We start from the raw sequence: 26737 nt of genomic DNA, 5'->3' as shown, positions 1-26737 counted from the left end.
GATATCGAGAATCGACATACCGCCCAGCCACGTTTCGAGGTCGTTGAAGCCGAGAAAGGACTCGTCCAGGAACTCCGCTCCGATTTGTGTCTCGGGAGTGGCTACAGAACGCTCGGCTCCGCGCCTGAATGATGCGCGGGCGGGAACGACTTCGCCTTTTCGAGGAAGTTGAGGAGGAACGCCCAAACCGTCATCGGCGAGCGAGAGAAGGGTCGAGTCGCACGTCGATATCGACCCCAAGTCCGCCCGACACTCGCTCAAGGCGGCATCGGAATCGATCGGCATTCGGGGGCGTGTGCCGACTTCGTCGATAATCTCCGACGCGTACCTCGGATGCCCGCACATAGCTACGACAATCACGGCGGTCCTCCACCTTTTCGGGTCGACTCGGTAGCCGTCCGAGGAGGTCAGTGCGATCTGCGACACTTTGGAGGTCGTCAGCCGTGCGGGGTCGCTTACCGTGAATTCCAGCGTTGGATCGAGGACGAACTTCTGGACCAGACCGGCTGCTGCATCTAGATCGACACAGCCGGCAGTCGTGGGAGCCCATGTCGTTTCGTGGAATGGCGATGACTCGTACAGCGTCGACCAACACCGCCCGGGTTCAGAAGTTAGGGTTCGGGAAAAGCGCGCTAAACTACTTGGGGCTTCGGCGCTCGACACGTCTACCTCGAGCGCAAACTCGCAGTTCATCCAGATTCGAGGTCCGAGGTCGAACATCCTTGGCGAAACTCGCCATCTCGACAACGACGATGGTGCACCTTCCAGCGAAAACGGCCGAACGTAGTCGCCGCTTTCCAGCGGCGTCCAGCCGAGCCTCTCAACTAGATTCTCGTGCAATAGGTCTTCGCACTCTTCGTAGATGTATGACAAGGCAAGAGCTCCTTCTCCAGTCTGAACTCGTCCTGCGACAACAAGGGCACTCTTCAGCGCCGCGTGCATCGGCCATTGGGCCTATCTTGCGAGAACTGCGTGCCGAGCTGCCGCTCGCAATGTATGACGCCGGGGCGCCGGCGAGTTCATGACGGTCTCGTATCACGTGTGCGTGGATCAATCCACGCGATTTTCGGATGCTCTCGCGGGTATAGAAGTTCCCGATGACTTCGAGACTCTAGCTGGCTGCCGCGCATTGAGGGACACCTTTCTTCTCCTCGCGCGTCAGCCCCGACGAGATTTGGCGGGGTCCTTCGCTAGAATTTTTGCCTCGCACGACCACCATCTAGTTGGGCTCGCCTTCCGGCCAGCCTGGCACAGGGGAAGGGGCTTCTACTGGCGGCTCCGGGACAATGGGGTCACTCGCACTACTAGGTGTTCTTTCTTTACCGATTTCAACTAAGCACCGCGACTCAAAATCAATTCCGCGCCCCTCTGCAGAATCCAGACCGAGCATAGGTTGGTACTCCAAGGCTTTCCAGTCGCCAAAAACTGACTCGGGAGGGTACTGTGCCGTTCCTACGACATTCGACGGTGGGGAATCCCCTACGTTGTCTATAACCAAACGTGAAATCCGTACACGGGTATGGGTCTCAGTCCCCCTGGCTTGCCACTGTCCGTTGCCAATTTTCTCCGCAACGCCGGAGGGATCCTCACAAACGATCACTTCGGATCCTGAATCAGTTTCATTCACAGCGAGTACGTGCAAATCTTTCGCGCCTCTACGTCCACTCGGCCCGACGGGATGGTCGATTGCGACGCGTTCAAGAAGCGCCGTATCAAATTTCGTAGCATCCTCTGCCCCTGGAAAAAGCGCGCTTTTTCCGCCATCCATAAGCATTCGAAGCATTGATTCGACATAGGCCCGAACGAAGGTGCCAAGTGAACTAGTGGGATCGAAACCGTCTGATTTGTGCCAAATATAATTAGTGGCATAACGCTGCTTTTCAGGGGTGGCACTTGTGCCATCCGTGATCGCTTCTTGGCTCGAAAGATATGCACCTTCTTGCACTACTGAACAAGCGGACGCTGACAGTACAGAAGAAACGAATAATGCGATGAGCACTGCACCACGTTTAAGCAACATCGATGGATCCTTCCGGGACCGGAGTATAGCCAAGTCGTACCATGTTGGGAGCTTTCGAACCTGTCAAGATGTTCCCCATGAATGGGCAACAACCGACTTGTCGCTTATTTCCTGCATGTGTGATTTGTTGACCACTCGGGTTTTGGAGTGAGTTGATTTGGTTATGGAGACGTCCGGAGTGGATGAGCGATCGGCGTTACGGAGCTTAGGGCGATTCCGCTGGGATTTTAGATCCAGCCTGTGGTCGCTTCGACTGCGTCATTGGATTCGCAAATGTCGATTTTGCCGAAGACTCTGCCCGCCGTTTGAACCGCGACTTGCCTAGGCCAGCCAATTCGGACAGCTTGTTCGGGAAGTTCCCAGCGACTTAGGAGCCAGGAAATTCCGCGACTCAAATACCTAATGCAGGATAGGCAAATGTGGAACTCTCGAAGTTCATGTCATTAGATGAAGGGGCGCTGCAATTGGGGGCAGATCGGTCTCGCGGCGTCGCCGCCAGGGCAATTGCAACGATCTTCGCGTGCGTTCTGGTGAGCGGCTGCGCCACCAAAGGCGAGCAGACCGTGGATCAGGCCCCGATTGCCCCGCACGTGCCAACGATGGACTATTCGATCGTATGGCACGACAGTCCCGTCGTTGACCTGGAGACTCCGCTCGGGGGATTTATTCGGGCAACGACTGAATCGTATCTACGAGGATTGGACTTCAGCGATATCGAATATTCTTTTCCCGGGTTTGAACTGGCCGTAGCGAACAGTTCCCCATCGATCGCCGAAGACACGTTAGACGGCCAGGATTGGCGCGAAGACCAAGAATCTTCTTGGTCAGGTGCAAAGGATTTGAAGGTCGATTCGGTTTCAGAACGTGACGGACGCACAACCGCGATTGTGTGCGCTTTCCAGGATCGATTGCTGCGTGAAAGTTCTGAAAAACCCAACGAATATTTGATTGGTGCAAGTAGCGAAGGCGCGCTCAGAGTCATAGAGATCGCGTTTACTCAAACCGGAACGCAACCGAAGCTCGTTGATCCAGGTCCATCGCCACGCCCGAACAACCCCGATATTTTCGGTCAGTGGCAGATCAACGCGATTGACTACGATATGAGGTACCACTCTCCCGAGGCAGCGCGCTTGGAGGCACGTGAAAGTTGCGAGGCGAACAGAGGCGACATCCCGCGCGTGCCCGACGAGGGTAAGACCGTGCCGAAGAATGATCCCTCGGCTTCAATTCCACCGTCCCCAGGGTGGTCGAACGCGCCTGGCGTCTAGCGCACCTCTTAATCCGTAAGCCGTTGCCTCGGACCACAGAACGATTTCGTAAGTTCGCCGTCATACCTGAGTCTGATTTGTTGCGAGACCGCTGGTTGGGCGTGAGGATTACATGTAGGAATCGTGGCATGGCTTCGACGAGAACAGACGCGACCTCACCGCCGCCCACCCCGCCGGCCGGAACCAACGGCACGGAACCGGCCCGCCAGAGCCGCTGGATCACGGCCACGTGGTGCGCGCACTGGCTTCTTCGCATGTTCGTCGCCGGCTACTTCTTCATCTACGGCTGGTCGAAGTTGTTCCTGCTCCAGATGGGGACGATCGACTACCCCGAATCGCTCATCACCGTCGGAGAGAAGTCGCCCATGGGCATCTTGTGGACGTGGATGGGCTACTCGCCCACGATCCAGTTCGCCGCCGGCGCCATCGAGGTGCTCGTCGGGCTACTACTTTTGTGGCGGCGCACCGCCGCACTCGGAGCGCTCGGAGGCGTGGCCGCCGGATTCTCGGTTTGGCTGCTCAACATGACGTACGACGTGCCGGTCAAGACTCTGTCGGGCATGCTCGCGGTGCTCAGCGCCGTCATCCTCATTCCTTGGATCCCGCGGGTCTTCCGCTTCCTCACCGGGGCGCCCGTCGACCGCGCCGTGCTCCCGAACGCGGTGACACCGGAGAAACTGCGCCGAGTGACGCGCTTCTTCCCCGCGCTCGCCGCGATTCTCGCTATCGCACTGCCGTTTGCCACGCAGTCGATGGTCCTGCCCGGCTCCGATTCCGAGGACGAGCCCACCCCGCTCGCCGGGGTGTGGCGGGTGAGCACGGATTCGCGGGGCCCCGCCGAGACTCTCGCCGAGGACTCCCGATGGAGCCAGATCGCGTTCGGCACGCGCGAGGCGAGCGGACCGGCGACGTCAACGGCCGATAGCGAGCAGGAGTCGCGGATCGTCGCGGTCCGCGAGGTCGACGGCACGCTGTGGCTCGGCACGTACGCCCTCCGAGGCGAGCCCGGCGCTGATGCGGAGGCCACCGTCGACGTCACTCTCGATGCCCAGCTCGGCGGCAATACGACCTTGGGACGGGCCGCCAATGACGGTGGAGATCCGCAGCCGCACGACGGCGACGTCATCGAGGAATCGTTTACCGTGTCGGTCGGCGGGGATGAGCTCAAGTTGGGTGGCGAGCGCACTCTACACGCCACCCGAGACACTGAGGGCGAGTACTTGTTCGACAAGGGATTTTCGTGGTCGGGTGATCCGGTCAACCGATGAGCATTCTGCAGGCGAGGCCCGCGCTCGCCCGCAAATGTCGCCGTGTCTCCCTATGCTTGGGGGCGTGCGAGACCTCAACGATCACGAACTGGCTTATTACATCGCCGAGGGCATCGGCGCGATTGCCACGGGCGCGCGTACCGGCGGCCTCATCGAGGCGCGCGATCTCGCGCAGGTCGCCAACCGGGTGGCTCACGATTGGGTTGACCAGGTTTTGCGCGTCAATCGCCCGGACGATGCGATCTTGTCCGAGGACTATGCCGACGACCTTGCCCGGCTCGACTCGGATCGCGTGTGGATCCTCGACGTCATCGACGGGACGAAGGAGTATGCGACCGGGCGCGGCGACTGGGCTGTGCACGTCGCTTTGGCGTCCTGGGGCACGATCGAGGCGGCGTCGGTCGGCATGCCGGACGCGCAGCGCGTGTTCCGCGACGACTACTGCTCCTACGTCGACGGACCGATGAGCGGCAAGATCGTCGTCTCGCGGAACAGCCCGCCGGCGGGGATCGACGAATTCGCCTCCACCCTCGGCCGGACGATCCGGCCCATGGGCTCGGCCGGCGCGAAGACGATTTCCGTTCTCCTCGGCGACGCCGATGCCTACATCCACACCGGGGGCCACAACGAATGGGACCAGGCGGCACCGGTCGGCGTCGCGCTGCGCGCCGGGCTGCACTGCTCCCATCTCGATGGCTCGCCGATCGTCTTCAATCAGGCGGACGTATGGCGAAAAGACTTCCTCGTGTGTCGCCCGGAGATCGCGGACGAGGTCCTCGCCGCGGCTGCTCAGCTGCCGCCACAGAATTACGAGCGCCGCGACCCCGCCGCAGCGCGCCGTTAAGAACCGATCGCCGACCAGCGCCCATTGCGACGTTCCACTCGCACCGGGTAGTCGAAAGCATCGGATATGACGCCGGACGTGATCGCTTCCTCGGCCGTCCCGCACGCGAGTTCCTGCCCATCTGCGAGCACCATCGCATGCGTCGTCGAGGCGGGAAGTTCCTCGAGGTGGTGGGTGACCATGACCGTCGCCAACTCCGGACGCATCTCCCGCAGCTGCCCGATCACCTTGAGCAGGATCTCGCGCGCGGCGAGGTCGAGGCCCGTCGTCGGCTCGTCCAGCAACAGCAACGACGGCTGCGGCATGAGCGCCCGCGCGATGAGCACACGTCCGCGCTCGCCCTGCGAGAGCACCTCCCATTTACGGTCGGCCTTCTCCTCGATCCCGAGCGCGGCGAGCAAACGCTCGGCCAGCTCGCGCTCGGCGGTGTCCGGCGCCCAGTGCCGGCGCAGCCCGGCCGCGCCGAACAGGCCGGTGTAGAGGGCCTCGCGCACCGTGAGCCACGGCTCGATGCGCGAGCGCGGATCGACGTGGCCGATGGTCGTGCGCAGCCAGTGCGTGTCCACCCGGCCGAGGCGGTGGCCAAGGACGTGGACCTCACCGCGCGTCGGGTGCTCGCGCGCCCCGCACAGGCTGAGCAGCGTCGACTTACCCGCACCGTTCGGGCCCAGCAACGCCCAGTGCTCCCCCGGACGCACGTGGAAACTCACGTCCTGCAGGAGCGGACGACGCTGGCGGATAAGCGAGACGCCGTTGACGGCCAACACGAAATCGGCGGCGTCCGGCGTCATACCCGATGTGTCTGCGTCTGCTGCCGAGCCTGCACCCTGCGCCATGTGTGCCCTCCGGGATAATCGGTGTGCGGTTTCGGTGTACTGGTTTACTCCCCCACCCTGTGCCACGCCGGAGGAGGGTGCGGTTCGACCTACCGGGCGAAACTCGGCCATACTTTAGGGTATGTCCGCGATCCATACGCCCTACGAGGACCTCCTGCAGCACGTGCTCGACAACGGCACGCCGAAGGCAGACCGCACCGGCACGGGAACGCAGTCTGTGTTCGGGCACCAGCTGCGGTACGACCTCTCGGAGGGCTTCCCGCTGATCACCACCAAGCGCGTGCACTTCAAATCCGTTGCGCACGAGCTGCTGTGGTTCCTCCGCGGAGACTCCAACGTCGCGTACCTCCACGAGCACGGCGTGAGCATCTGGGATGAATGGGCCTCGCCGGAGGGCGATCTCGGCCCGGTGTACGGGGTGCAGTGGCGCTCGTGGCCGACCCCGGACGGCCGCCATATCGACCAGATCGCCGCCGCGCTGGACACGCTGCGCGAGAATCCCGATTCGCGCCGCAATATCGTCTCCGCGTGGAATGTGTCCGAGCTGGAGAACATGGCGTTGCCGCCGTGCCACCTGCTGTTCCAGTTCTACGTCGCCGACGGCAAACTCTCCTGCCAGCTCTACCAGCGCTCGGCGGACATGTTCCTCGGAGTGCCGTTCAACATCGCCTCGTACGCGCTGCTCACGCACATGATGGCACAGCAGGCCGGCCTCGAGGTCGGCGATTTCGTGTGGACCGGGGGCGATTGCCACATCTACGACAACCACGTCGAGCAGGTGCGCACGCAGCTCTCCCGCGAGCCGTACCCGTACCCGCGGCTCGAGCTGCACAAGGCGGACTCGATCTTCGACTACCGTTTCGAGGACTTCGAGATCGTCGGTTACGAGCACCACCCGGGCATCAAGGCTCCGGTGGCGGTATGAGCGTCTCGCCCAGCGAGGATTCGTCCGCGCCGCACCTGCGCATGGTGTGGGCGCAGGCGCGCGACCACGTTATCGGCAACGGCTCGGGCATGCCGTGGCACGTGCCGGAGGACATGAAGCACTTCGTGCAGGTCACCCGCAGGAACACCGTGCTCATGGGACGCGCTACCTGGGAAAGTCTGACGCCGAAGTTCCGCCCGCTCCCGGGCCGCCGAAATATCGTTCTTTCTCGAGACCCGGATTTCGTTGCCGAGGGCGCAGAGGTGGCGCGTACTCTCGACGAGGCTCTGGACCTGGTGGGAGACGGCGCCGACGTTCTCGGGGGCGGCTCGATCTATGCCGCCGTGCACGACGTAGCCAGCGAGGCTATCGTCACCGAGTTCGATGCGGACGCGATCGGCACCGTGCGCGCGCCGGAGCTCGACCCGAAGCACTGGCGTGCGGCGGAGACGAGCGAGTGGGAAACCTCGGAGTCAGGGCACATCGACGGCTGGGATGGGCCGGTGCGCTACCGGTTTATCCGCTACGAGCGGATCTAGAACCACTTCCAGTTCTTGGGCACCCGCTGCCCTGGTTCGAGCACACGGATCTTGACGTCGCCGATGAAGGTGTCCGCCTGGATGCGGATGATCGGACCGTACGGCGCGGCGTACCGCCCCTCCTCTGTCTTGAGCGCACCCATGATTCGGCTACCGCTGAGCTCCACCCGCACCCCTGGCGGAATGAGGATGCGGGTGTCGCCCATAACGGAATGCGTTTTGAGGTCGGTGACTTCGGAGTCGATAATCGCCTCGCGCAGATCGAGGTAGATGTCGCCCATGAGCGTGAAAACCTCTGCCCCGTCGGTGAGGTCCCAGCGCCCCTTGCGCTCGACATCGTCCATCCAGCCCTTGACCGGGCCGACATTGCGGATGGTCACCGCCGAGCTTTCCCGGCGGATGACCGCCTGCGAGTCCGCCTCTTCCGCCATGATCGGCCGGCCCTTCTCGGGCAACGCGCCGGCCTCGGCGAGGATCGCGTTGAGCTGCTCGGCGGTCTCCGACTCCCAGATCCTGCCGGACATGTCGGAGAACTCCCCGAGCGTCAACCGGCCGAGACCGACCTGCCTCTCCAGGGCCTTCGCGGCACGTTCTCGGTCGTTGTCGTACAGGTCTCCCATGGGGTGCAGATTAACAGCTCTCGGCCGGTCGGTCCGCTGCTCGCCGCCTAGTCGTCGTGGATGATGAGGCCACGCAGCAAGCCGGAGCCCGGCGTCTCCATCATCTCGTAGCCCTCGTTGACCTGGTCGAGCGTGAAACGGTGGGACACGAGCTCATCGAGCATGATGTGCTTCTGGTCCCAGAGCTTGAGCAGGTCCGGGATCGCGTAGTTCGCGCTGGCCGAACCGAAGAGCGAACCCTTGATGACCTTCTCGAACTGGCACAGGAACAGCCCCGGGATGTGCACCGAGTAGTTGTCCATCGCGCCCATCGACACGAGAACCAGCACGCCGCGCTTACCGAGCAGGTTGAAGGCGGCCTCGGTGACGGCGGCGTCGGCGACACCGATGGTTATGATCGCCTTGTCCGCCTGCTCGCCCCAGCTCAGCTCGTTGACCACTGGTCCTGCCTCGGCCGGGTCGGAGAAGAAGTGCGTCGCGCCGAACTTCATCGCGACGTCCTCCTTCGTCTTATCGGTGTCGATGGCGATGACAAAGCGCGCGCCGGCGAGTTTCGCGGCCTGCAGCGCATTGGCGCCGAGCCCGCCGATGCCGAACACGACGACGATATCGCCGGCCTTGACTCCGGCGGTGTTGATCGTTGAGGAGTACCCGGTGGTCACACCGCAGCCGACGAGAGCCGCGGTCTCGAACGGAATCCATTCCTGCACCGGCACAACGGACGCCTCCTTGACGACCGAACGCTCAGCGAACGTGCCGAGGTTGGTCATCCCGCCGGCCTCGCGCCCGCCCGGCAGCTTGAACGGCAGGCGGCCATCGGCCATGTATCCGGTGGTGCCATTCCAGCCCTCGTTGCACAGGTTCGACATGCCGCGCGAGCACGCGCCACACGTACCGCAGCCGGGAATGAAGGAACCGACGACGTGGTCGCCAGGCTTGACTCGGGTGACGCCGGGCCCCACTTCCTCCACGATGCCCGAGCCCTCATGCCCGACAACCAGCGGAAGCATGGCAGGCATATCCCCGGAAGAGATGTGGAGGTCGGAATGGCACAGGCCGGCGACCTTCCACTTGACGAGCACCTCGAAATCCTTGGGGCCGTCGAGTTCGGCCTCCACGAGTTCGAACGGGTTACCGACTTCCATCGCTACGGCGACCTTGGTTTTCACGTTCTTTCGGCCCTCTCACTTGTCTTGCGTGTCGTGCGTCGGGATCGCGCGCTCCGCCCCTACTCGAAGCGCGGCGAGCCCGACGAGATCTAGAACACGTTCTACGTGTCTGCCAAGTATTGTGGCACACGACACAGGCCGTGCGTGAACGTGTTCTAGTTTTTCTCGCGGACGCACGAAAAAGCCCCCGCGGGGAATGTGTTCCCTGCGGGGGCTTGACGGGGCTCTGGAAAGTCCGCGCCGAAAGGCGACTAGGAGTCGCCCTGTGCAGCCTTCGCGGTCTCTTCCTCGATGGCCTTGCGTACCTGATCCATGTCGAGCTCCTTGATCTTGCCGATGAGCTCTTCGAGGCGGGCGGCGGATTCGACGCCGGAGTTACGGTAGACGGCCACGCCCTCGCGGAAAGCCATGAGGGTGGGGATCGCCTGGATCTGCAGCTGCGCTGCGAGATCCTGCTCGGCCTCAGTATCGATCTTCGCGAACACGACGTCCTCGTGGTTCTCGGAGGTCTTCTCGTACGTCGGTGCGAACGAACGGCACGGTCCGCACCAGGAAGCCCAGAAATCGACGAGGACGATGTCGTTCTCGGTGACCGTCTTCTCGAATTCGCTGCTGGTGACGTCCACGGTTGCCATTTATATAGCTCCTTTTACGGTTTGTGTCCGCCGTCTTTAGTCCACCGCAACCGATGCCGGCAGTGGTTCTACCGGGGGTTGCCGCCTGGGGCGGCGTTCTCTTTGTTGGCTTTAGCTGACTCAATGAGTGCAACCAGCTTGGCACGAGATTCATTCCAAAATCGAACTTTGCGCACCCGAAGGGTCCGTACCTGGGGCGACGCCGATTCCACCGCCGCGAACTCCACCCCAAAGATGGGGCACCGAGCACCCTTGTCCCAGGCACCCAAGCGGCCTGTTTTCCCAGGTAATTAACCTGTGACCTTAATTTTCGGCGCGTCCGGCATGCCCGGCGCGCTCGACGGCGATCTCGTCGAGAAACCAGCCGAGGTTGCCGAGAAACACCGCGTTGTCGTCGCCGACGAGCATGTGCCCGGCCTCGGCGACCGAACGCGTGAAGACGTGCGGGATCTGTTCGCGCAGGGCATCCCCGGCGTCCTCGGCGATCACGTCCGAATTGGACCCGCGCAGCAGCATCGTCGGCACCTCCACTCGGCTCGCGTATTGTCCGAGCACCTCGGCACCGAGCGCGGCGTTGTCCCCGCTTGCGTTGTCCGCGAAGCGCGGATCCCAGTGCCAGTACCAGCGCCCGTCGTCTTTCTGTCGGAGGTTCTTGCGCAGCCCGTCGACGTTCTTCGGACGCGGCCGGTTCGGTTGATACGCGGCGACCATGTCGGCCACCTGCTCGAGGGAATCGAAGCCCTCGATCCCGGAACGCATGAAGGCGCCGACTCGCTCGACCCCCTCGCGTTCGAGCTTGGGTGCCACGTCGACCAGCACGAGGGCACCTCCGACGTCATCCCCGCGCCCTAAAGCGATGAGCGAGGTGATCCCGCCGAGCGAGGCGCCGACGAGCACCGGGCGCGCGCCGTCGAAGAGCTGGCCGACGGCGAGGACGAGGTCATCTGCCATGGCGAAGATGTCGTAGTCGCCGTCGGGCGCCCAATCGCTGTCGCCGTGGCCGCGCGCGTCGAGGGTGATCACCTCGTAGCCGTCGTTCGACAGTACCGCCGCGGCGCGGTTCCACGAGTTCCTCGTCTGCGCTCCCCCGTGCAGCATGAGCACCGGCGGTTTCGGGTTGCCGGCCTTGTCGCGCCGTTCGGCATTCTCCGGCGGGTTCCAGCGGTCCCCGGCGATCTTTCCCACGGCCCCGCGCACCGTGAAGCTTTCCACCTGGGATTCTGATCCGGACGCAGTCGACATGGACGTCATTGTGCACCACGCTCGCGGCGCCGGGCGGCCTTTTGCCGATGTGTTCCGGCGCGCCGAACTACCGGGCGAGGCCGTCGCGCATGTCGGATGCGATCGACTCCGACACCGCCTCGGCGACAGCGAACACGCTCGCGTACGGGCCCGCGCCGAGCCCCGGGGGCAGGATCGACGCGTCCGCAACGCGCAGCCCGCCGAGGCCCTCGATGCGCCCGCCGGCATCGGTCACCGTTCCCATGGCGGCCGTGCCGTAGAGGTGCTGGGAGTACCCGGTATGACGTCGGACCTCCTCTCCCGCGGGCCTGCCGCGGCCCCCTGCCAACGTGGACAGAGCACCCGAGACGAGTTCCGCTCCCGCGTCCAGCGCCTGCCGGTCCGAGGCATCCGGGCGGGCCTCGAGGCGCACGGCGGCGTCGACGGTACTTGCCGAGCGGGGGTCGAGCAGTGCGATCCCGATCTGCGGCGCCATCTTAGGCAGGCCGGGGATCGCTTTGTGAAAGGCCGTCTCGTAGGGGCGGATCTCCAGGCGCCGGCCGCCGATCGCCAGCGGGATCCGTGCCCCCAGGATCCCCTGCGGCGACGCCGACAGCATCGCGTGTAGCGGTGCGGGGACGTCAAGGAGCACCTCGGGGTGCTCGCGCGCGTCGGCGCCGACGGAGCGCAGGGCCGCGTTGTGCGCCGGGTCCATCATGGTTGCCGCATTGTCGGCCGCGCCGAGGAGTAGATGCGCGGTATCGATCGCGCCGGCCGCGAGCACGACGGCCGGGGAGCCGAGCCGTTCCCCGTCATCCAGCACCACACCCCCGACAGAAGTAGAGGAGTGAGGCCCGTCGGGTGTAGCGGGCGAGAGAATCAACTCCCGCACGCGTGCGTCGCAGCGCAGCCGAGCTCCCGCGGGTTCAGGGGCGTACGCGGTCCACGGGTCGCGGCGCTCGCCGCCGGTCTCGATCGTCAGCCGGCCGGGTTGCAGCGGGATGCCGAGGGTGTTCGCGAGTTCCTCGGCCAGCGGGGATGCGGATACTTCCGCAGGTGCCATTACCGCTTCGGCGCGGGCGAGCCCGTCGTCGTAGCGCCGGGGATCGAATCCGGTCCAGGTTTCAATGACCTCTCGGGGCGCCGGGGTCCATGCCGCGCCGTTGATCGCACCCGAGCCGCCTGGCCCCCTGCCACGCCATAGTCCGAGTGTCTCGCCGCTCGGCACGCGTGCGTCGATCGGGCGCGCCCGCGGGTCCTCGGCGTGCAGCGGCAGCGTCAGCGCAGGCAAGCGCCGGAGGTCGCGCGTGTCCGGGCCGGCTTCGAGGACGAGAACGTCCGCGCCGGCCTCGGCCAGTCGCCGAGCCACCACGGCACCGGCGGGTCCGGCTCCGACGACGATGACGTCGGGCGACGGCGCATAGGTCGTCGGCCGGCGAGACATTATCGCCGTATCTCGGGGATCAACGCCCGCGGGCTGCGCTCGGAGAGCACCGATTTCCACACGCCCAACCCGTAGGCGAGATCGTCCGCGCGGTGAAGAGCGAGATGCGATAGCGGATCATTGACCGGCCGTTTCATCGCCGGCCGTTGGCGCCACCAGTGCCGCACGCCCTCGGCGACCGCGGCGACGGCGACGACCTTCGCGGCGCGACGTCCTGCCCGCGTCCGCGACGTGGCCCCGAGCGCGGCGATCGCCGCCGGGGCGTAGGGGCGCAGCGCGGCCGAGGCGAGCTGCCACACCGAGCTTGTCTGGCTCTTGGCGATCACGCGCGCCGTGAGCCGGGGGTCGGACCCGAGTGAGGAGTGCACCGAGACCGCGGACCACGCCGTCATAGCGGCGGCCAACGCGAGCGACCACGGCCGGAACCACCACAGCCCGGCTGCCGCGATAAGCGCGCGGGAGCTGAAGATCGCCGGCACGATCTCGGTCTCGTGGTCCCTGGCGAGGCGGGCCGCGCCTTCGCCGTAGAACATGCGACGCCGAAGCATCTCCCCGAGCCCGAGGCGGTGTGCGTGGGAGACGTACGCGGCGGGTTCGTAGCGGATCTCCCCGCCCGCATCGAGGAGCCGCCAGCACAGGTCGACATCCTCGGCCACGTGCATGTCGGGGTCGAAGACCGGGCCGTCGCCGAGGCGCGCACGCAACCGCGGCACGTGCAGCAGCAACGCCGCGCTCGGCACGTACGGGACCGAGGTGCGCGGTGCGACGCGCGCCGGTCGTGCACCCATATCGAGTGCGGAACGGGCGGTCTCGAATCCGCGCACTCCCCTCGTACCGGGTTCCGCGGCGACGATTCGCGGCGCGACGGCGCACACGGAGTCGCGCTGGAAATGCAGTCGCAGGAACGCGAGCCACTCCGACCCGTCCACGACCGTGTCGGCGTCGAGCAACGCGATCTCGGTGGCGCCGCGACGTTCGGCGGCATCGATCCCCGCGTTGCGGGCCGCGGCCGGTCCCTTCGCGGACTCGTGGCGCAGGATCTCCACCTCGTCTGCGGCCAGCCCCAGATCCGCCGGGCGCAGCGGCCGAGAGCTGCCGTCGTCGACGACGATCATCCGCGCGCCGCGGTCACGAATCTCTGTAAGGGAGGCCGCTAGCGCCCCGACCCCGTCGGCGTCGTCCTTCACGGGGACGACGAGCGCCAGATGGGACAGATCGGAGGTCTCGTCGAGCCGGTTCGGCCCGTTGAATGCGACCGGCGTCGGGTGCGCGAGCCCGCGCGCATAGAACGCCTCGGCGAGCTGCTCGGAGATCGCGAGAATCCCGATCCCCAGCGGTGGGCGCACGAACGCCGATCCCGCGAGCCGCAGCATCGTCATCGGTTCCCCGCCGACGAATCGGTAGCTGCCGTCGGGCAGCCAGGCCACCTCCGTACGCACGTCAAGCATCGGTGCGACGTTGGCGCGCGAGACGCTATCCCTTGTCTTCATGCCACCGCCCGTTGCGCCGTCCTTCACGTCCTCCACCCTAGTGACTTCCCGCCCGCGGGCTAACGGGGGAACCCTTCCGGTCCCTGCCGCTCAGCCCTCGACCAGCAGCCCACGCGAATCGGGCCGCCAGCCGCGAGCTGCTTCGGCGATGCGTCGAGCGTTCTCCTCGAGCATCGCGCGCCCTCGCTCGGCGCTCGCACCCGTCGGATCGCCGAGGACGCCGTTCGCCGATACGGCCTGCACTCCCCCGCGTCGCAGTTCGGGGAGGATTTCCGCGAGCGGTGCGACGCGGCCTGGCCTCGCCTGGTCCATACGCACGTCGTCCGGCGCGATCGCGAGCATCATCGAGGTCTCCCCGAGTCCGGCGTGCGTGTCTGCCGAGTCGGTTGCGGTGTCGCAGGCAGCCCACGCGACGTCGCGCCCCTCCGCGCGCAGCTGCGCCACGGCCGCCGCGAGCGCGCCGACGTTTCCGCCGTGCGCGTTGACAACGAGCAGCCGCGGCGCCCACTCGCACACGGACCGGCCGATCTCGATGAGCACGCTCCGAAGCACCTCGTTGCCGATGGAGACCAGCCCGGCGAACCCCGCGTGCTCGCCGGAGGCGCCGATCGCCTGGGTAGGTAGCAGCTCCGCCGTCATACCTGCATGTTCCATGTGTATGACGGCGGAGAAAACGATCTCCCGGGCGATCCGGGCATCGGTGTCAGTGGGAAGGTGCGGCCCGTGTTGTTCGGTCGCGCCGAGTGGCAGCACGGCCAGCGCGACGGAAGTAGAGCGGCGTGCCTCGTGCGCGGGTTCGGGCACGGCTAGACCTTGGTGGCGCCCATGTCGACGGTGAACGTCGTGCCGGTGATCGTCCGGGCCTGTTCCGAGGACAGGAACAACACAGAATCGGCGATGTCGTCGGTCTTGGCCATGCCCATCCCCAGGATCGGTTCGAAATGCGGGAGGAATTCCGGCATGTCGTTGAACACCTCGTGGGCGCCCTCGTCCTTGCCGCCCATGGGCGTGAGGACTCCGTACGGGTGGACGGTGTTCACGCGGATGCCGTGGCGCCCGAGTTCCTTCGCGGCCGTCTGCGCGAGCCCGACAACACCGTGCTTGGACGCCGAATACGCCGCCTGCATGGGCATCGATTTGAGCCCAGCGACGCTGCTGAGCAGCGTGATCGATCCGCCGTTACCGGCCTCAAGCATGTGCGGAATCGACGCCTTGAGCGTCTTCCAGTAGCCGGTGAGGTTGATGTCGACGGTGTCGTTCCACTGCTCCTCGTCCATCTCCCACAGCTTGCCCCAGTTACAGATGCCGGCGTTAGCGACGACGATATCGAGGCGCCCGCCGAAGTGCGCGACACCGTCGGTGACGAGCTGCTGTTGGAACGCGAGGTCGCGGACGTCGCCGACGCGCGCGAAGAGCTCCCCTCCCGCCTCGGCGACGAGCTTCTCGGTTTCGGCCATGTCCTCGGACGTGGACGCCGGGTACCGGATCCACTCCGAGGCCTTATCGGCGATATCGCAGCCGATGATCTTGGCTCCCTCGGCCGCGAAGCGCGTGGCGTACTTGCGCCCCTGCCCGCGCGCGATTCCGGTGATGTACACGACCTTGCCGTCGAACTGTCCCATTGGCGGTCCCCTCTTTAATATTCTTCGGATGCGAGCGCGGTGATCCCGCTCAATGCGATTATTCGCCCAGGCGGCGAGAAAAATCCTCGGGAATGATCAAATCGTTCCGGGAGAGCTCGGAAATGGAACTCTTGCCGGTGCCGATGAGCGCCGAGTCGAGGCCCATGCGCAACAAGTCGAGGACGTTTTCCACGCCCGTCTGCCCGTTGGCGCCGAGCCCCCACAGGTACGCGCGGCCGATCATCACCGCACGGGCGCCGAGCGCGAGAGCCTTGGCGACGTCGCCGCCGCGCCGCACACCGCCGTCGAGCAGCACCTCGACATCTCCGCCGACCGCGTCGACGATCGGCCCGAGGCAGCGGATCGACGCCGGCGTGCCGTCGAGGTTGTTACCGCCGTGGTTGGACACCGAGATCGCGGTGACCCCGGCGTCGACGGCGCGTTTGGCATCGTCGATGCGGGTGATTCCCTTGAGCATGACCGGGCCGTCGAAGTTCTCCACGATCCACGCGATGTCCTCCCACGTGGGAGGAGGGGTGCCCTGCCACTCGCCGTAGGCGCCGAAGAACGTTGGGCCCACCTCGCCCGGGGCGACGAGGTTCGGCGTCGTCAGATCCGGCATTGCCTTGTTCTCGATCACCGATTTGGCCCATTCGGTCACCCAGCGAGGGCGCACCGCCAGCTCGGGTGCGAGCTTGACCATCGCCTTCGCGTCGAGCTTCTCGGGGATCTCGGGGCTGCCCCAGTCGCGACCGATCGAAAAGGACCAGTCGGTCGTGATGATGACGCCCTTGGCGCCGGCGGCCTTCGCACGTTCGAGGCGCGCGAGCACCTGCTCTTTTCCGCCGAGCCAATACACCTGAAAGAAGGTCTGCGGGTTAACCGCGGCGACCTCCTCGATCGATTTCGAGGCGAACGACGACAGCCCCATCGCGGTGCCGCGCGCCGCGGCGGCGCGGGCGACGTCGACCTCGCCGTCCGGAGTCACCGCCTGCACGCCCGTCGGAGAGATCATCACGGGGAAGCTGATGGGTTGCCCCATGACGGAGGTCTCCATCGTCCGCTCGGCCTTCGCGCCGACCACGTGCGGCTTGAAACCGAGCTCGCCGAACGCAACCGTGTTGTCGTCGCGCGTCAGCCCGCGCTCGGAACCTGCGATGAGCGCCATGTACACGCTCTTCGGCAGCTTTTTCTTCGCGCGCCGCTGCGCTTCGGCAACGGACTCGAACCAGGGGTTCTTGCGCCACGGGTTGAGCTCTGCGAGTTCGGAAAGAGAGGCCACGGGAGTTAATCCTTCAGGGTCGGGCGTGCAGGTCGGTGGGTTGGAGAATTAGATCGGCGACTCGTCGCACAAGTGCGTGGGCTTGCGCGGCGGCGTCGTGAGGAGCGTGAGCGGCACGGGCCCCGACGGCTGCTTGCGCGCCGCGAGTCCCTTGGTGCGGGAGTGGTCCTGTGACGGCGAAGGTACGTTCCGCTCCGCCTCCAGAAGCCCCTCGCCGAAGCCTTGAACGCATTCGGGGTCGGGCCCATCCATCGGCAGGCCGGTGAAGAACTTCGCGGCCATGCAACCGCCGCGGCACGAGTCGAAGTAGTTGCAGGAGGCGCAGGCCCCGGCGGACTGCGGTTCGCGGAGGCTGCGGAACAGATCGCTTTCCTGCCACACGGACTCGAAGCCGCCGTCGTCGACGATGTTGCCGGCGAGGAATTCCTCGTGGATCGCGAACGGGCAGGCGTACACGTCGCCGATGGGGTCGATGAGGCAGACCACGCGGCCGGCGCCGCACAGGTTGAGGCCCGGGAGCGAACCCTGCCCGTCGCCAAATGCGGACAGGTGGAAGAACGAGTCTCCGGTCAGCACGTTCTCGCCATGCTCGACGAGCCAGTTGTACAGCTCGCGCTGCTGCTCGGGCAGCGGGTGCAGGTCGTCCCACACGTCGGCGCCGCGGCCCGACGGGCGTAGGCGGGTGATGCGCAGCGTCGCGTTGTACTTATCGGCGAGCGCCTTGAACTCGTCGAGCTGTCCGACGTTCTCGCGCGTGACGACGACGGAGATCTTCGCATCGCGGAAGCCCGCGTTGTTGAGGTTCTCCAGCGCGCGGCAGGCCATGTCGAAGGAGCCGGGGCCGCGCACGGCGTCGTTGACCTCGGCGGTCGCGCCGTCGATGCTGATCTGCACGTCGACGTAGTCGCTGGCGGCGAGCCTCTCGGCCACTGCCTCGTCGATGCGGACGCCGTTGGTGGAGAACTTGACTCCGACCTGGTTCGCGGTGGCGTAGTCCACGAGCTCCCAGAAGTCCGAACGGACGGTGGGCTCGCCACCGCCGATGTTCACGTAGAAGACCTGCATCTTGTGCAGCTCGTCGATGATCGCCTTGCACTGCTCGGTGGAGAGCTCGCGCGGGTCCCGCTTACCGGACGAGGAGAGGCAGTGTACGCAGGCGAGGTTGCAGGCGTACGTCAGCTCCCAGGTGAGGCAGATGGGGGCGTCGAGTCCCTTTTCGAACTGGTCGACGAGACGTCCGACTTTGGGCGGTGGGGCTACGGACGGGGCGGTCATGGGCAGGACCTCCTGTGGGAGAGCGCGGCGCGGGGGCGACCGGGCGCTGTGGGGCGACTTACTGGGGAACGATCATCTGCGACTCGGCGAGCTGGCCGAGCGCATGCATGTAGAGACGGGCGACGTGCGGGTCGTCGATATCCACGCCGGCGTCCCTGATGGCTGCGGCCGCGGTGTCGTGATCGGCCATTGTCTTGACGATCTCGACGATCGCCGGGTGCTTGAGAAAAGAAAGCTTGCGCGTGTGGAAGTGGTACAGGAGCGCGCCGAAGGGTTCGGGACGCAGTGCCACGTGCGGGTGCAGGCGCCAGCCGGCATCCAGCGCGAAACCCGCGCCGGCTTCTGCCTGCGAATCTTGGTGGATACCGGCCGGTGCTGCTGCGGGCATGATCAGTACACCCCGCACATACCGTCGATCGAGACCTCTTCGATGAGCGCCTCGTCGAGCATGACCTCGTCGTTGCGAGTGCTGTCCATGACGAACCTCCTTAGTGCTGTCAACCAACTCGTCGTGCACACAGGCGGGCTGTGTTGCCCTCCTCACACCAAAGCCGTCCTTGGTGTGTTCCACATCATATTGGCACCCAGTGCCATTTGCAATGGCTTGCGGAGTTTTTGTCCGCAAACATCACGGTAAGGTGGCATCATAGGGCCGTCGAACTGCACTAATGGACACAAAAAGAGAAGGGGGAAGACGATGGCTTCGCACTCCCCCGACACGCCCCGAGACCACGCGCGCGCAGCGAACGGCAACATCGATCACGCCCCCGGGCGCCGGCCTTCGACCAGCCGGGAGCGCATTTTTACGTCCGCCATGGAGCTGTTCGCCGCCCGCGGGTTCGCCTCGACGAATGTTGAGGACATCGCCGTGGCGGCGGGAATCTCTCGGCGCACGCTGTTCCGCTATTACCCGAACAAGGCCGCGATTCCCTGGGGTGAGTTTTCCGATCAGATCGCCGTCATGCGCGAGCATTTTCTTCTTATTGACGACGCGCTTCCCCTTCGCGAGGCCCTCGCCGACGCGCTCGTGTTCTTCAATACCTTCCCCGCCTCGGAGACCCGCGTGCACCGGGCGCGGATGCGACTACTGCTCGACGAGCCCGAGCTCCAGGCGCACTCGGTGCTCATGTACTCGGACTGGCGCGCCGCAATCGCCGAGTTCGTCGCGGACCGGCGAGGAGAGAACACCACCGACCTCATCCCACTGGCCGTGGCGCACGCCGCCCAGGGCATCGCGATGTCCTCGTACCAAGCCTGGCTTTCGCTTCCGGAGGAGAAGGGTTCGCAGGAGGCACTACACGGCTACCTGCAGAAAGCGTGTGAAATCCTCGACTGAGCCGAAGTTTTCTCGCGAAAACAGAACACATAACGGACGTACCACTGGAACTATTGACCCATGAGCAAAGTCACATTTTCAGTTGCGTGTTCGCTGGACGGCTACCAGACCGATTCGGACGGGGATTACTCGTGGGCGGAGCCTTCGGATGAAGTGATCTCGGCTATCAACGAGGACCTGCGGGATGTCAGCACGTATCTGTACGGCCGCCGCATGTACCAGGAGATGGCCGTGTGGGAAACCGACCCCGCGCTCTCCGCCCAGTCGCCGGAGTTGGAGCGATTCGCCGAGGCATGGAAGGCCGCCGACAAGGTCGTGTTCTCGCGTTCGTTGGAGTCGGTGTGGACCGAGCGGACCCGGCTCGAACGTGAGCTCACCACAGAGACTCTCCGCGCCGCCAAATACGGCGCGCAGGGAAATCTCACCATCGAGGGGCCCATTCTCGCCCGCTCCGCCCTCGAACGCGGGATGGTCGACGAGGTCGAGCTGCTCCTCTGCCCCATCATCGTCGGCGGCGGGAGCCCGGTTTTCCCCGCCGGGGTGTTCTCGAAGCTCGAGCTCACGCGAGAGCGTCGTTTCGACAACGGAATGGTGCAGGTGCGCTACGACGTTCGGCGGTAGCGCCGGGTGAGGGCTGTCGCCGAGCACACCCCCGCGAGCAGCGCCGCGAATCCACCGAAGGCGCCGAGCAGGATCGCCACGTCGGGCGCCCACCGTGCGATGAGAGCGACCGGATACCCGAGGTAGGCGGGCACCGCGATTACCGCGGCCGCGGCCAGCCCCACGGCCGACGCCTCGAGCAAAGCGCCCGTCTCCGACCTCGTGGCGCGGGTGCGCCAGGCGAATGCCGCCCGCACCCAGAGCAGGAGAACGGCGATCCCTCCTGCGACCATGGCCAGCACATAACCCCACGGTCGCCCAGGCGAAGCGGCCGCGCTGCCCGATTCGTCGAGCGCTGCGGCCACCGTGCGCTCGGCTTCCGCCGACATGCGTCCGGCTTCCATTTCCCCGTACCTGTTCGCCACGATCACCACCGCTTTCCGGTCGTCGGGAGCCAGCGCGACGTGGGCGAAGTAGCCGGGCACCGCTCCCGAATGGCGATAGTTCGCCCCGCGTCCAGTCGCGCCCTCGCCCGAGTCGACGTACCACCCCGAGGCGTACCTGGTGCCGTCACGCGCGAGGGTGTCCGGCAGCCTTTCACCCGGCCCACCGGCAACGCGAAGTCGCGCCTGCTCGGCTGCATACCGCGCGAGCGCATCCACGGAGCCTGCGAGATACCCATAGCCGAGACCGGCGTGGTCCTGCTCGACGTTCCGTGGCCTATTGAGCCCGAAAACCGGCACGTGCCCCGGCGGAACCGCGTCCGAGAACTCGTGCTGGGAGGTTATGACGCCGGACGCACTGCGCTCCAGCAGCGAGCTCAGGTCGCCCTGCCGCTCGAGAATAGCCTGGAGCAGGAGGTAGTTGAGACTTGAGTAGTTAAACCCGCCGCGTTCGTCGATGTCGACATCGAGCAGTGGAGAGTCCGGACCTTCGAGGACTTCGAGCGCACCGGCGCTCCGGTCGATATCGGTGGCGGAGAGCGAGTGCGGCAGCCCACTCGTGTGGTTGAGGAGGTCACCGACGGTAACGTTTCGCCCCAGCGGCGACGCCCGTGTAAGGAAGGGCAGCGCGTCGACGACGGGGAGGTCGGTATTCACGCCGGCGTCGTGGACCGCGGCGGCCGTCACCGATTTCGACACCGACCCCCAGACGAACGGGGTGTCGGTGTCGATCGGGTTTCCGTTGCCGTCTCGGCCGAATGTGCTCGAGTCGAGGACGTGGCCATCGAGGTCGACCACCGCCACGGCAACCCCGGGCGCGTCGGTGTGGGCGGCGAATGTCTCTGCAGGCGTGGCAGGGTCCGGCTTGGTTGCAGCTGCGACGGGCGCGGCGACAAGCGCGCCGACCGCGGCCGCCACCGCTACGAATACCCAGGGCCATGTCGTTTTCACGACGCTCACATTATGAGCAGGTCGTCCCGGGCACATCGGGGATGACCACTAAGTCGACCCCGATTCGCGGGAGATTAGACGCCCATCTGCGCGAGGGCCTCGGGGTCCATCCACATCAGTTCCCAACCGTGCCCGTCGAGGTCGTCGAAGGCGGCGCCGTACATCGGGCCCTGGGCTTCGGGTTGGCGGGTGATCTTGCCGCCGGCCTCGCGGACGCGATCCACGAACGTGTCGACGTCCTCCTGGGAGGTGAGCTGGATGCAGTTGAGAACCTCGCGGGGCCCGCCCGGAGTATAGCTTTCGCGGTCGTTGAACTGGGAGAATTTGCTGTTCTCCAACAGCATGACGACGATGTTGTCGCTGACCTCCATCGAGGCGGACGTTTCGTCGCGGAAGATCTCGTTTTCGTGCCACCCGAGAGCGCGGTAGAAGGTGATCGCCTTCTTCACGTCCTCGACGACGAGGTTGATGAACACCATGGGATGGGAAAGTCGCTCGGGCTGGGCTGCGGTGGACATGAGGTCCTGCTTCCTTACGGGTGGCGGCCGTCCCGCCACGTGGTGACCAGAGTATCCGGATCGATCCTGCGCACGGGAATGTTCGGCCCTTTGCCCACGCCGCGACGAACTTCCTCGGCGACGTCGCGGTTGTAATCCGCGGCGAGCTCACGCACCTCGGCCTCGGTGCGGCATGCACGCGCCTTCTCGGGGAGTAGCTCGCGTTCGCGTCGCAGGCGCAGCGCCGGCGGGAGGAGCTCGTGCCCGTGGAGCCCCTCCCGTTCAATGAGTTGGTTGATCCACCAGTCCTCTCCCCCGCCGCGCTTGGGTAGAGGCTTTCCGGCACCCGGCAGATCTTCGAACTCGCCGCGCTCGATCGACTGACGAATTTGCCGCTCTACAAATGTCTCGAAAGTCACGCCCGGCGGTTTGCGCCTTGGCAGTCCCTTGTCCTGTGGGGGCGGCGAATCAGTCGGCTCGTGGTCTGGTTCCTCCGACGTCATACGTGAATCCCTTGCGTTAGCGGCGAATCCGGCCATTCCAGAGGCCCATACCCGCGGAGCGTTCCGGCGCCTCGATGAAGCCGTGCTTTGCGTACAGGGCGCGGCCGGGCGGATCGGCCATGAGGGTGACAAAGCGCCCGGGCGGGGACTCGGCCTCGATGGTGTCGAGAAGCCAGGACATGATCTGGTCGCCGAGGCCGCGACGTTGGTGCGCGGGGAGCACGGCCATGTCGACGATGTGGAAGTACCAGCCTCCGTCGCCGATGATGCGGCCCATCCCGACAATCTCCCCGGTGTCGGTGTCGACGATGTGGCAGCCGCGCCACGTTCCGGGGAGACCGGCTTCGGCCTGCTCGCGTGTCTTCGGGGTGAGACCCGAGTCGGCTCGCAGGCGCAGATACGCCTCGACATCAGGTGTGCCGCTGCGAATTTCGTAACTCATGGAGCCGAATTTTAGCCGCTGGTTCGGCGGTTGAACGCGCGCAGCGACAACGGGGCGAGAACCGCGGTGAGGACGACGACCCAGATGAGCGTCGCGATAACGGGATGCTGCAGTGGAAGCGCCGCATCCGCACCGGCGGCCGGGGCATTGCCCCAGAGTTCGCGCATGCCCTGCACCACGGCGGAAATGGGGTTCCACTCGGCGATCGTGCGTAGCCACGTCGGCATGGATTCCGGCGGGGCGAACGTGTTGGCGAGGAACGTGACGGGGAAGACGGTGACGAACATGACGCCGTTGACGGCCTCGACGCTCTTGAGCGCCGAGCCGACGAGGATACCGATCCAGATCATCGCGAAGCCGAAGCCGAGGAGAAGAAGGTATCCGCCGAGAGCCTCCGCGATGTTTCCGTGGATTTTCCAACCGATGAACAGGCCGGTGATCGACATGACGATGATGCCGATCATCGAGTGGATGATCGACGACACCGACCGACCGACCAGGACCGACGCGCGGGAGATCGGCAGCGAACGGAACCTGTCGACGATGCCCTTCTCCAGGTCCTGCGACAGCCCGGCGGCGACGATGAACGCGGCGAAGGTCATCGTCTGCGCCATGATGCCGGGCAGGAGCCATTCGCGGTACGAGCCGCCGGGGGCACTGATTGCTCCGCCGAAGACGTACGCAAACAGGACGACGAACATGATCGGCTGGATCGTGACGTCGGTGAGGTTTTCCGGCTGACGCTTGATGTGGGTGAGGTTGCGGCGCACCATCGTCGAGACCTGGCGGCCGAATCCGGGGCCGAGAGGGCGCGCCGGCTCCTCTTGTTCGGTGATCACACCGGAGATATTCGCTGAGCTCATTTCGCCTCCTCGGCGATCTTGTCGGCGTCCTCGCCCAGGTTGCTGGTGTCTTCGGCGCGGTGCCCGGTGAGGCCGAGAAACACGTCGTCGAGGCTTGGGCGTTGCAGCCCGATGTCGTCGAGTTCGATCCCGGCGTCTGCAAACGCATTCGCGATGGCGGCTAGGGCGCCGACGCCCTCGCTGGGCGCCGTCATCCGGCGTGCATCGCGGTCGACGTGTACTTCGGCCACCCGCGAGCGCAGGATCTCCTCGGCCTGATCGACCTCCTCGGCGCGGGACACGGTGACCACGAGAGATGCCGCGCCCGAGCGGTCCTTGAGCTGCAGCGGCGTGCCCTCCGCGATGACCTTGCCCCGGTCGATGACCACGATATTGTCGGCCAACTGGTCGGCCTCGTCCAGGTACTGGGTGGTGAGGACGAGCGTGGCTCCCTCTCGGACCAGAGTGCGCAGCACCTCCCAAAGTTCGAGCCTGGCATGCGGGTCCAGTCCGGTGGTCGGCTCGTCGAGGAACAGCACCGGTGGCGCTGCGACGAGACTCGCCGCCAGGTCGAGGCGGCGGCGCATGCCGCCCGAGTAGCTCTTCGCGACCTTGTTCGCGGCATCGCTGAGCGAGAACTTCTCGAGCAGCTCGTCCGCTCGTTCCTTGACCCGCTTACCGGGTAGCCCGTATAGGTCTCCGATCATGCGGAGGTTTTCGCGGCCGGTGAGCAGTTCGTCCACGGTCGCCGACTGGGCGGTCAGTCCCATCGACTGCCGGACCTGCTTCGGTTGTGTCACCACGTCGTACCCGGCGACTGTCGCGGTGCCGGAGGTAGGCGTGAGCAGGGTTGTCATCATTTGCACGCAGGTGGTCTTGCCCGCGCCGTTGGGGCCGAGCACACCGAGCACGGACCCTTTGGGGACCTGGAAGGACACTCCGTCAACTGCAGTGAAGTCGCCGAATTTTTTGACTAGGTCTTTCGCCTCTACGGCGATGGCCCGATCGGGGCCGGTTTTCTCAGTCACCCGATCACAGTGCCATACGGTTCCGACAATTTCCTATGGGGGAAGTCCCCCAGATTTGCCGAGCTAATTAACTTTCGAGCACGTTAGCGGCGATCTTGAACGCGGAATTGGCGGCGGGGACGCTGCAGTAGATCGCCGACTGCAACACGATCTCCTTGATCTCGTCGTGGGTAAGCCCATTGCGCACCGCGGCGCGCACGTGCATTTCGAACTCCTCCCAGTACCCTCCCGCGATCATCGCGGTGAGTGTCACCGCGCTGCGCATACGCCGGTCGAGCCCCGGCCGGTTCCAGATCTCTCCCCACGCGTAGCGGCTGATGAGGTCTTGGAAATCGGCGGTGAACTCGGTCGTGTTCGCTTCCGCACGATCGACGTGGGCGTCGGAGAGCACCTCGCGACGCACGCGCATTCCTTCCGCGCGGGCTTGTTCGTTGGTGCGGTCGGCGCGGCCGACGGTGCTTTCGAATTCGGTCATAACGCGGTTCTTTCGGTGTCTACGGATGGTCGGGTGCTCCGCCACGCTCGGCGGTGGCGGGGTGCGACGTCATCGACGGGTGTTGTCCTTGCCGTCCATGAGCTGAGCGATGCGCGCCTGATCGGGAGGCGTGAGCCCCGCGGAGTGGGCGGCGGCGCGATCGGCGTCGACGACGAGGCCGGCGCACAACTCCGCGCCGATGCTCGCGGCGGTCCGCAGATGACGCAGCAGCGTGCGCCACGCCTCCCATTCCGCGTGCCACGCGCCGGCGGGGCGCTCGTCCTCGGCGAGTCCGGCGGCGACGGAGAGGGTGGAGGTGAGCCCCGGCGCCGCGATCGCACTACGCCGCAGCAGGATCGAGCGGACAGGGTTCTGCTTGTGGGGCATCGCGCTCGAGGTGCCTCCCGTGGGTTCGGCGAGTTCGGCGATCTCGGTACGCGAGGCGGTGAACACATCGCCGCCGATCTTGCCGAGCGCCGCGATAGCCTCGCCGGCGGCCGCACCGATGCGCAGCACCGGCCAGCGCGAGGTGTGCCACGGCAACCCCGGCACCGCGAGCCCTAGCGCTGCGCCCCACCGAGCGACGTCCCCGGCACTCTGGGTGCGGGCCGTACCCGCCGCTCCCCCGAACGCCAGCGGCAGTTCGGCGCGGCCGAGCGCATCATCGGCGCGCCGCAAACCGGCGGCCCACTGAGCGAAGCGCAGCCCGAGCGTCGTGCCTTCGGCGGCCTGCCCGAGGGTGTGGGCCGCGGCGGGGGCGTGCGCGAATTCCGCCGCCAGCCCGTCGAGCGCGGTGGCTGCGTCGGCGAGGTCCGCCTGCGCGGTGGCGAACGCATCGCGGGTGAGCAGAACCAACGCAGTGTCGATGACATCCTGGCTGGTGAGCCCCGTGTGCAGCGCGCGGGCATCGGCGTCGTCGAGAGTGCGGCGCCACTGCGCGAGCAACGGGATCAGCGCGTTTCCACCGGTCTCCAGCCCGCCGGCGACCTCGGACGGGTCGATCTTCGCGGCCGCGTCGCGCAGCCGGTCCAGGCGCGCCGAATCCGCGCCCGTCGCGGTGGCCCAGGCAAGCTCGACGTCAACCATTGCCTTGGCGAGGTGGTCGTCGTCGAGCCCGTCCGCGCGGGCGAATCCGGGTGACAGGAATCCGTGGTCTGCCATG

The 26737-nt window shown here is 65.7% G+C and carries 30 protein-coding genes; 7 read left to right on the top strand and 23 right to left on the bottom strand.

Annotated features, from left to right (window positions below):
• Both K8V11_RS05635 and K8V11_RS05630 read right to left on the bottom strand, forming a co-directional pair.
• A partial coding sequence (locus tag K8V11_RS05635) for a hypothetical protein (RefSeq protein WP_303911538.1) occupies positions 1–873 on the bottom strand: 873 nt, incomplete at its 3' end.
• Positions 874–1219: 346 nt separating this feature from the next.
• The gene (locus K8V11_RS05630; RefSeq protein ID WP_303911536.1) at positions 1220–2020 is read right to left on the bottom strand and encodes a hypothetical protein; all 801 of its coding nucleotides are present in this window, start codon (positions 2018–2020) and stop codon (positions 1220–1222) included.
• A 419-nt stretch (positions 2021–2439) separates the two neighbouring features.
• Here K8V11_RS05630 and K8V11_RS05625 point away from each other — a divergent pair, with 419 nt between their 5' ends.
• From K8V11_RS05625 to K8V11_RS05615, 3 genes are all read left to right on the top strand, one after another.
• Positions 2440–3288, top strand: a complete 849-nt coding sequence (locus K8V11_RS05625; protein ID WP_303911534.1) for a hypothetical protein — start codon at positions 2440–2442, stop codon at positions 3286–3288.
• Positions 3289–3416: 128 nt separating this feature from the next.
• The gene (locus K8V11_RS05620) at positions 3417–4556 is read left to right on the top strand and encodes a DoxX family protein (protein ID WP_303911532.1); all 1140 of its coding nucleotides are present in this window, start codon (positions 3417–3419) and stop codon (positions 4554–4556) included.
• Between the two features lie 64 nt (positions 4557–4620).
• Positions 4621–5400, top strand: a complete 780-nt coding sequence (locus K8V11_RS05615) for an inositol monophosphatase family protein (protein WP_303911530.1) — start codon at positions 4621–4623, stop codon at positions 5398–5400.
• Here K8V11_RS05615 and K8V11_RS05610 read toward each other — a convergent pair.
• Positions 5397–6191, bottom strand: coding sequence for an ABC transporter ATP-binding protein (locus K8V11_RS05610; protein WP_303911540.1), 795 nt, complete (start codon positions 6189–6191; stop codon positions 5397–5399). The two genes, K8V11_RS05615 and K8V11_RS05610, sit on opposite strands and share 4 nt — an antisense overlap.
• Positions 6192–6357: 166 nt before the next feature.
• Between K8V11_RS05610 and K8V11_RS05605 the strand changes: the two genes are divergently transcribed.
• Entirely contained in the window at positions 6358–7161 is an 804-nt protein-coding gene (locus K8V11_RS05605; RefSeq protein WP_303911527.1) for a thymidylate synthase, read from the top strand.
• The gene (locus K8V11_RS05600) at positions 7158–7700 is read left to right on the top strand and encodes a dihydrofolate reductase (RefSeq protein ID WP_303911525.1); all 543 of its coding nucleotides are present in this window, start codon (positions 7158–7160) and stop codon (positions 7698–7700) included. Before K8V11_RS05605 ends, K8V11_RS05600 begins: the two co-directional genes overlap by 4 nt.
• On the opposite strand, the gene K8V11_RS05595 is transcribed toward K8V11_RS05600, so the two are convergent.
• The 12 genes from K8V11_RS05595 to mftA all read right to left on the bottom strand — a co-directional run bounded on the left by K8V11_RS05595 (position 7697) and on the right by mftA (position 18959).
• Complete coding sequence (locus K8V11_RS05595) at positions 7697–8320, bottom strand: LiaF domain-containing protein (RefSeq protein ID WP_303911523.1); 624 nt, start codon at positions 8318–8320, stop codon at positions 7697–7699. The two genes, K8V11_RS05600 and K8V11_RS05595, sit on opposite strands and share 4 nt — an antisense overlap.
• A 47-nt stretch (positions 8321–8367) precedes the next feature.
• On the bottom strand, positions 8368–9489 hold the full coding sequence (locus K8V11_RS05590; protein WP_303911521.1) for a Zn-dependent alcohol dehydrogenase: 1122 nt from the start codon (positions 9487–9489) through the stop codon (positions 8368–8370).
• 251 nt (positions 9490–9740) lie between these two features.
• On the bottom strand, positions 9741–10124 hold the full coding sequence (trxA, locus tag K8V11_RS05585) for a thioredoxin (protein WP_303911519.1): 384 nt from the start codon (positions 10122–10124) through the stop codon (positions 9741–9743).
• Between the two features lie 303 nt (positions 10125–10427).
• Positions 10428–11366 carry an alpha/beta fold hydrolase gene (locus K8V11_RS05580; protein WP_303911517.1) on the bottom strand — a complete coding sequence of 313 codons (939 nt, stop codon included), beginning with the start codon at positions 11364–11366 and terminating at the stop codon, positions 10428–10430.
• A 67-nt stretch (positions 11367–11433) separates the two neighbouring features.
• Entirely contained in the window at positions 11434–12789 is a 1356-nt protein-coding gene (locus K8V11_RS05575) for a GMC oxidoreductase (protein WP_303911515.1), read from the bottom strand.
• Positions 12789–14306 carry a mycofactocin biosynthesis glycosyltransferase MftF gene (gene mftF, locus K8V11_RS05570; RefSeq protein ID WP_303911513.1) on the bottom strand — a complete coding sequence of 506 codons (1518 nt, stop codon included), beginning with the start codon at positions 14304–14306 and terminating at the stop codon, positions 12789–12791. Before mftF ends, K8V11_RS05575 begins: the two co-directional genes overlap by 1 nt.
• A 63-nt stretch (positions 14307–14369) precedes the next feature.
• A complete protein-coding gene (mftE, locus tag K8V11_RS05565; RefSeq protein ID WP_303911511.1) occupies positions 14370–15083 on the bottom strand; it encodes a mycofactocin biosynthesis peptidyl-dipeptidase MftE in 714 nt (237 codons plus the stop codon).
• Between the two features lie 2 nt (positions 15084–15085).
• Positions 15086–15901: a mycofactocin-coupled SDR family oxidoreductase gene (locus K8V11_RS05560; RefSeq protein ID WP_303911510.1), complete on the bottom strand. Its 816-nt coding sequence runs from the start codon at positions 15899–15901 to the stop codon at positions 15086–15088.
• Between the two features lie 58 nt (positions 15902–15959).
• On the bottom strand, positions 15960–17183 hold the full coding sequence (gene mftD / locus K8V11_RS05555; RefSeq protein WP_303911509.1) for a pre-mycofactocin synthase MftD: 1224 nt from the start codon (positions 17181–17183) through the stop codon (positions 15960–15962).
• Between the two features lie 48 nt (positions 17184–17231).
• Positions 17232–18458: a mycofactocin radical SAM maturase gene (gene mftC, locus K8V11_RS05550; protein WP_303911507.1), complete on the bottom strand. Its 1227-nt coding sequence runs from the start codon at positions 18456–18458 to the stop codon at positions 17232–17234.
• A 58-nt stretch (positions 18459–18516) separates the two neighbouring features.
• Complete coding sequence (gene mftB, locus K8V11_RS05545; protein WP_303911506.1) at positions 18517–18846, bottom strand: mycofactocin biosynthesis chaperone MftB; 330 nt, start codon at positions 18844–18846, stop codon at positions 18517–18519.
• Between the two features lie 2 nt (positions 18847–18848).
• Entirely contained in the window at positions 18849–18959 is a 111-nt protein-coding gene (gene mftA / locus K8V11_RS05540; protein ID WP_303911504.1) for a mycofactocin precursor MftA, read from the bottom strand.
• Positions 18960–19155: 196 nt separating this feature from the next.
• On the opposite strand from mftA, the gene mftR reads away from it, so the two are divergent.
• Positions 19156–19794, top strand: a complete 639-nt coding sequence (gene mftR / locus K8V11_RS05535) for a mycofactocin system transcriptional regulator (RefSeq protein ID WP_303911503.1) — start codon at positions 19156–19158, stop codon at positions 19792–19794.
• Positions 19795–19854: 60 nt separating this feature from the next.
• Positions 19855–20415: a dihydrofolate reductase family protein gene (locus K8V11_RS05530; protein ID WP_303911500.1), complete on the top strand. Its 561-nt coding sequence runs from the start codon at positions 19855–19857 to the stop codon at positions 20413–20415.
• Here the strand turns inward: K8V11_RS05530 and K8V11_RS05525 are convergent.
• The 8 genes from K8V11_RS05525 to K8V11_RS05490 form a co-directional block, all read right to left on the bottom strand.
• The gene (locus K8V11_RS05525; RefSeq protein ID WP_303911498.1) at positions 20397–21788 is read right to left on the bottom strand and encodes a serine hydrolase; all 1392 of its coding nucleotides are present in this window, start codon (positions 21786–21788) and stop codon (positions 20397–20399) included. The genes K8V11_RS05530 and K8V11_RS05525 overlap by 19 nt on opposite strands.
• Before the next feature lie 74 nt (positions 21789–21862).
• Entirely contained in the window at positions 21863–22306 is a 444-nt protein-coding gene (locus K8V11_RS05520) for a VOC family protein (protein WP_303911496.1), read from the bottom strand.
• Positions 22307–22320: 14 nt separating this feature from the next.
• Positions 22321–22704 (bottom strand): DUF1992 domain-containing protein, encoded by a 384-nt coding sequence (locus K8V11_RS05515; protein WP_303911494.1) that lies wholly within the window; start codon positions 22702–22704, stop codon positions 22321–22323.
• A gap of 100 nt (positions 22705–22804) precedes the next feature.
• Complete coding sequence (locus K8V11_RS05510) at positions 22805–23230, bottom strand: GNAT family N-acetyltransferase (protein WP_303911492.1); 426 nt, start codon at positions 23228–23230, stop codon at positions 22805–22807.
• Between the two features lie 11 nt (positions 23231–23241).
• Complete coding sequence (locus K8V11_RS05505) at positions 23242–24093, bottom strand: ABC transporter permease (RefSeq protein ID WP_303911490.1); 852 nt, start codon at positions 24091–24093, stop codon at positions 23242–23244.
• The gene (locus K8V11_RS05500; protein WP_303911488.1) at positions 24090–25100 is read right to left on the bottom strand and encodes an ATP-binding cassette domain-containing protein; all 1011 of its coding nucleotides are present in this window, start codon (positions 25098–25100) and stop codon (positions 24090–24092) included. Before K8V11_RS05500 ends, K8V11_RS05505 begins: the two co-directional genes overlap by 4 nt.
• Positions 25101–25167: 67 nt before the next feature.
• On the bottom strand, positions 25168–25575 hold the full coding sequence (gene pcaC, locus K8V11_RS05495; protein WP_303911486.1) for a 4-carboxymuconolactone decarboxylase: 408 nt from the start codon (positions 25573–25575) through the stop codon (positions 25168–25170).
• Positions 25576–25644: 69 nt separating this feature from the next.
• Positions 25645–26736 (bottom strand): lyase family protein, encoded by a 1092-nt coding sequence (locus K8V11_RS05490; RefSeq protein ID WP_303911484.1) that lies wholly within the window; start codon positions 26734–26736, stop codon positions 25645–25647.
• Position 26737 lies beyond the last annotated feature (1 nt).

Origin of the sequence: Dietzia timorensis (genome assembly GCF_020742175.1) — a bacterium.
Taxonomy (GTDB): Bacteria; Actinomycetota; Actinomycetes; order Mycobacteriales; family Mycobacteriaceae; genus Dietzia; species Dietzia timorensis_A.
Note: the sequence above shows the minus strand (reverse complement) of the source record. Positions and strands in the feature narration are given on the sequence as shown.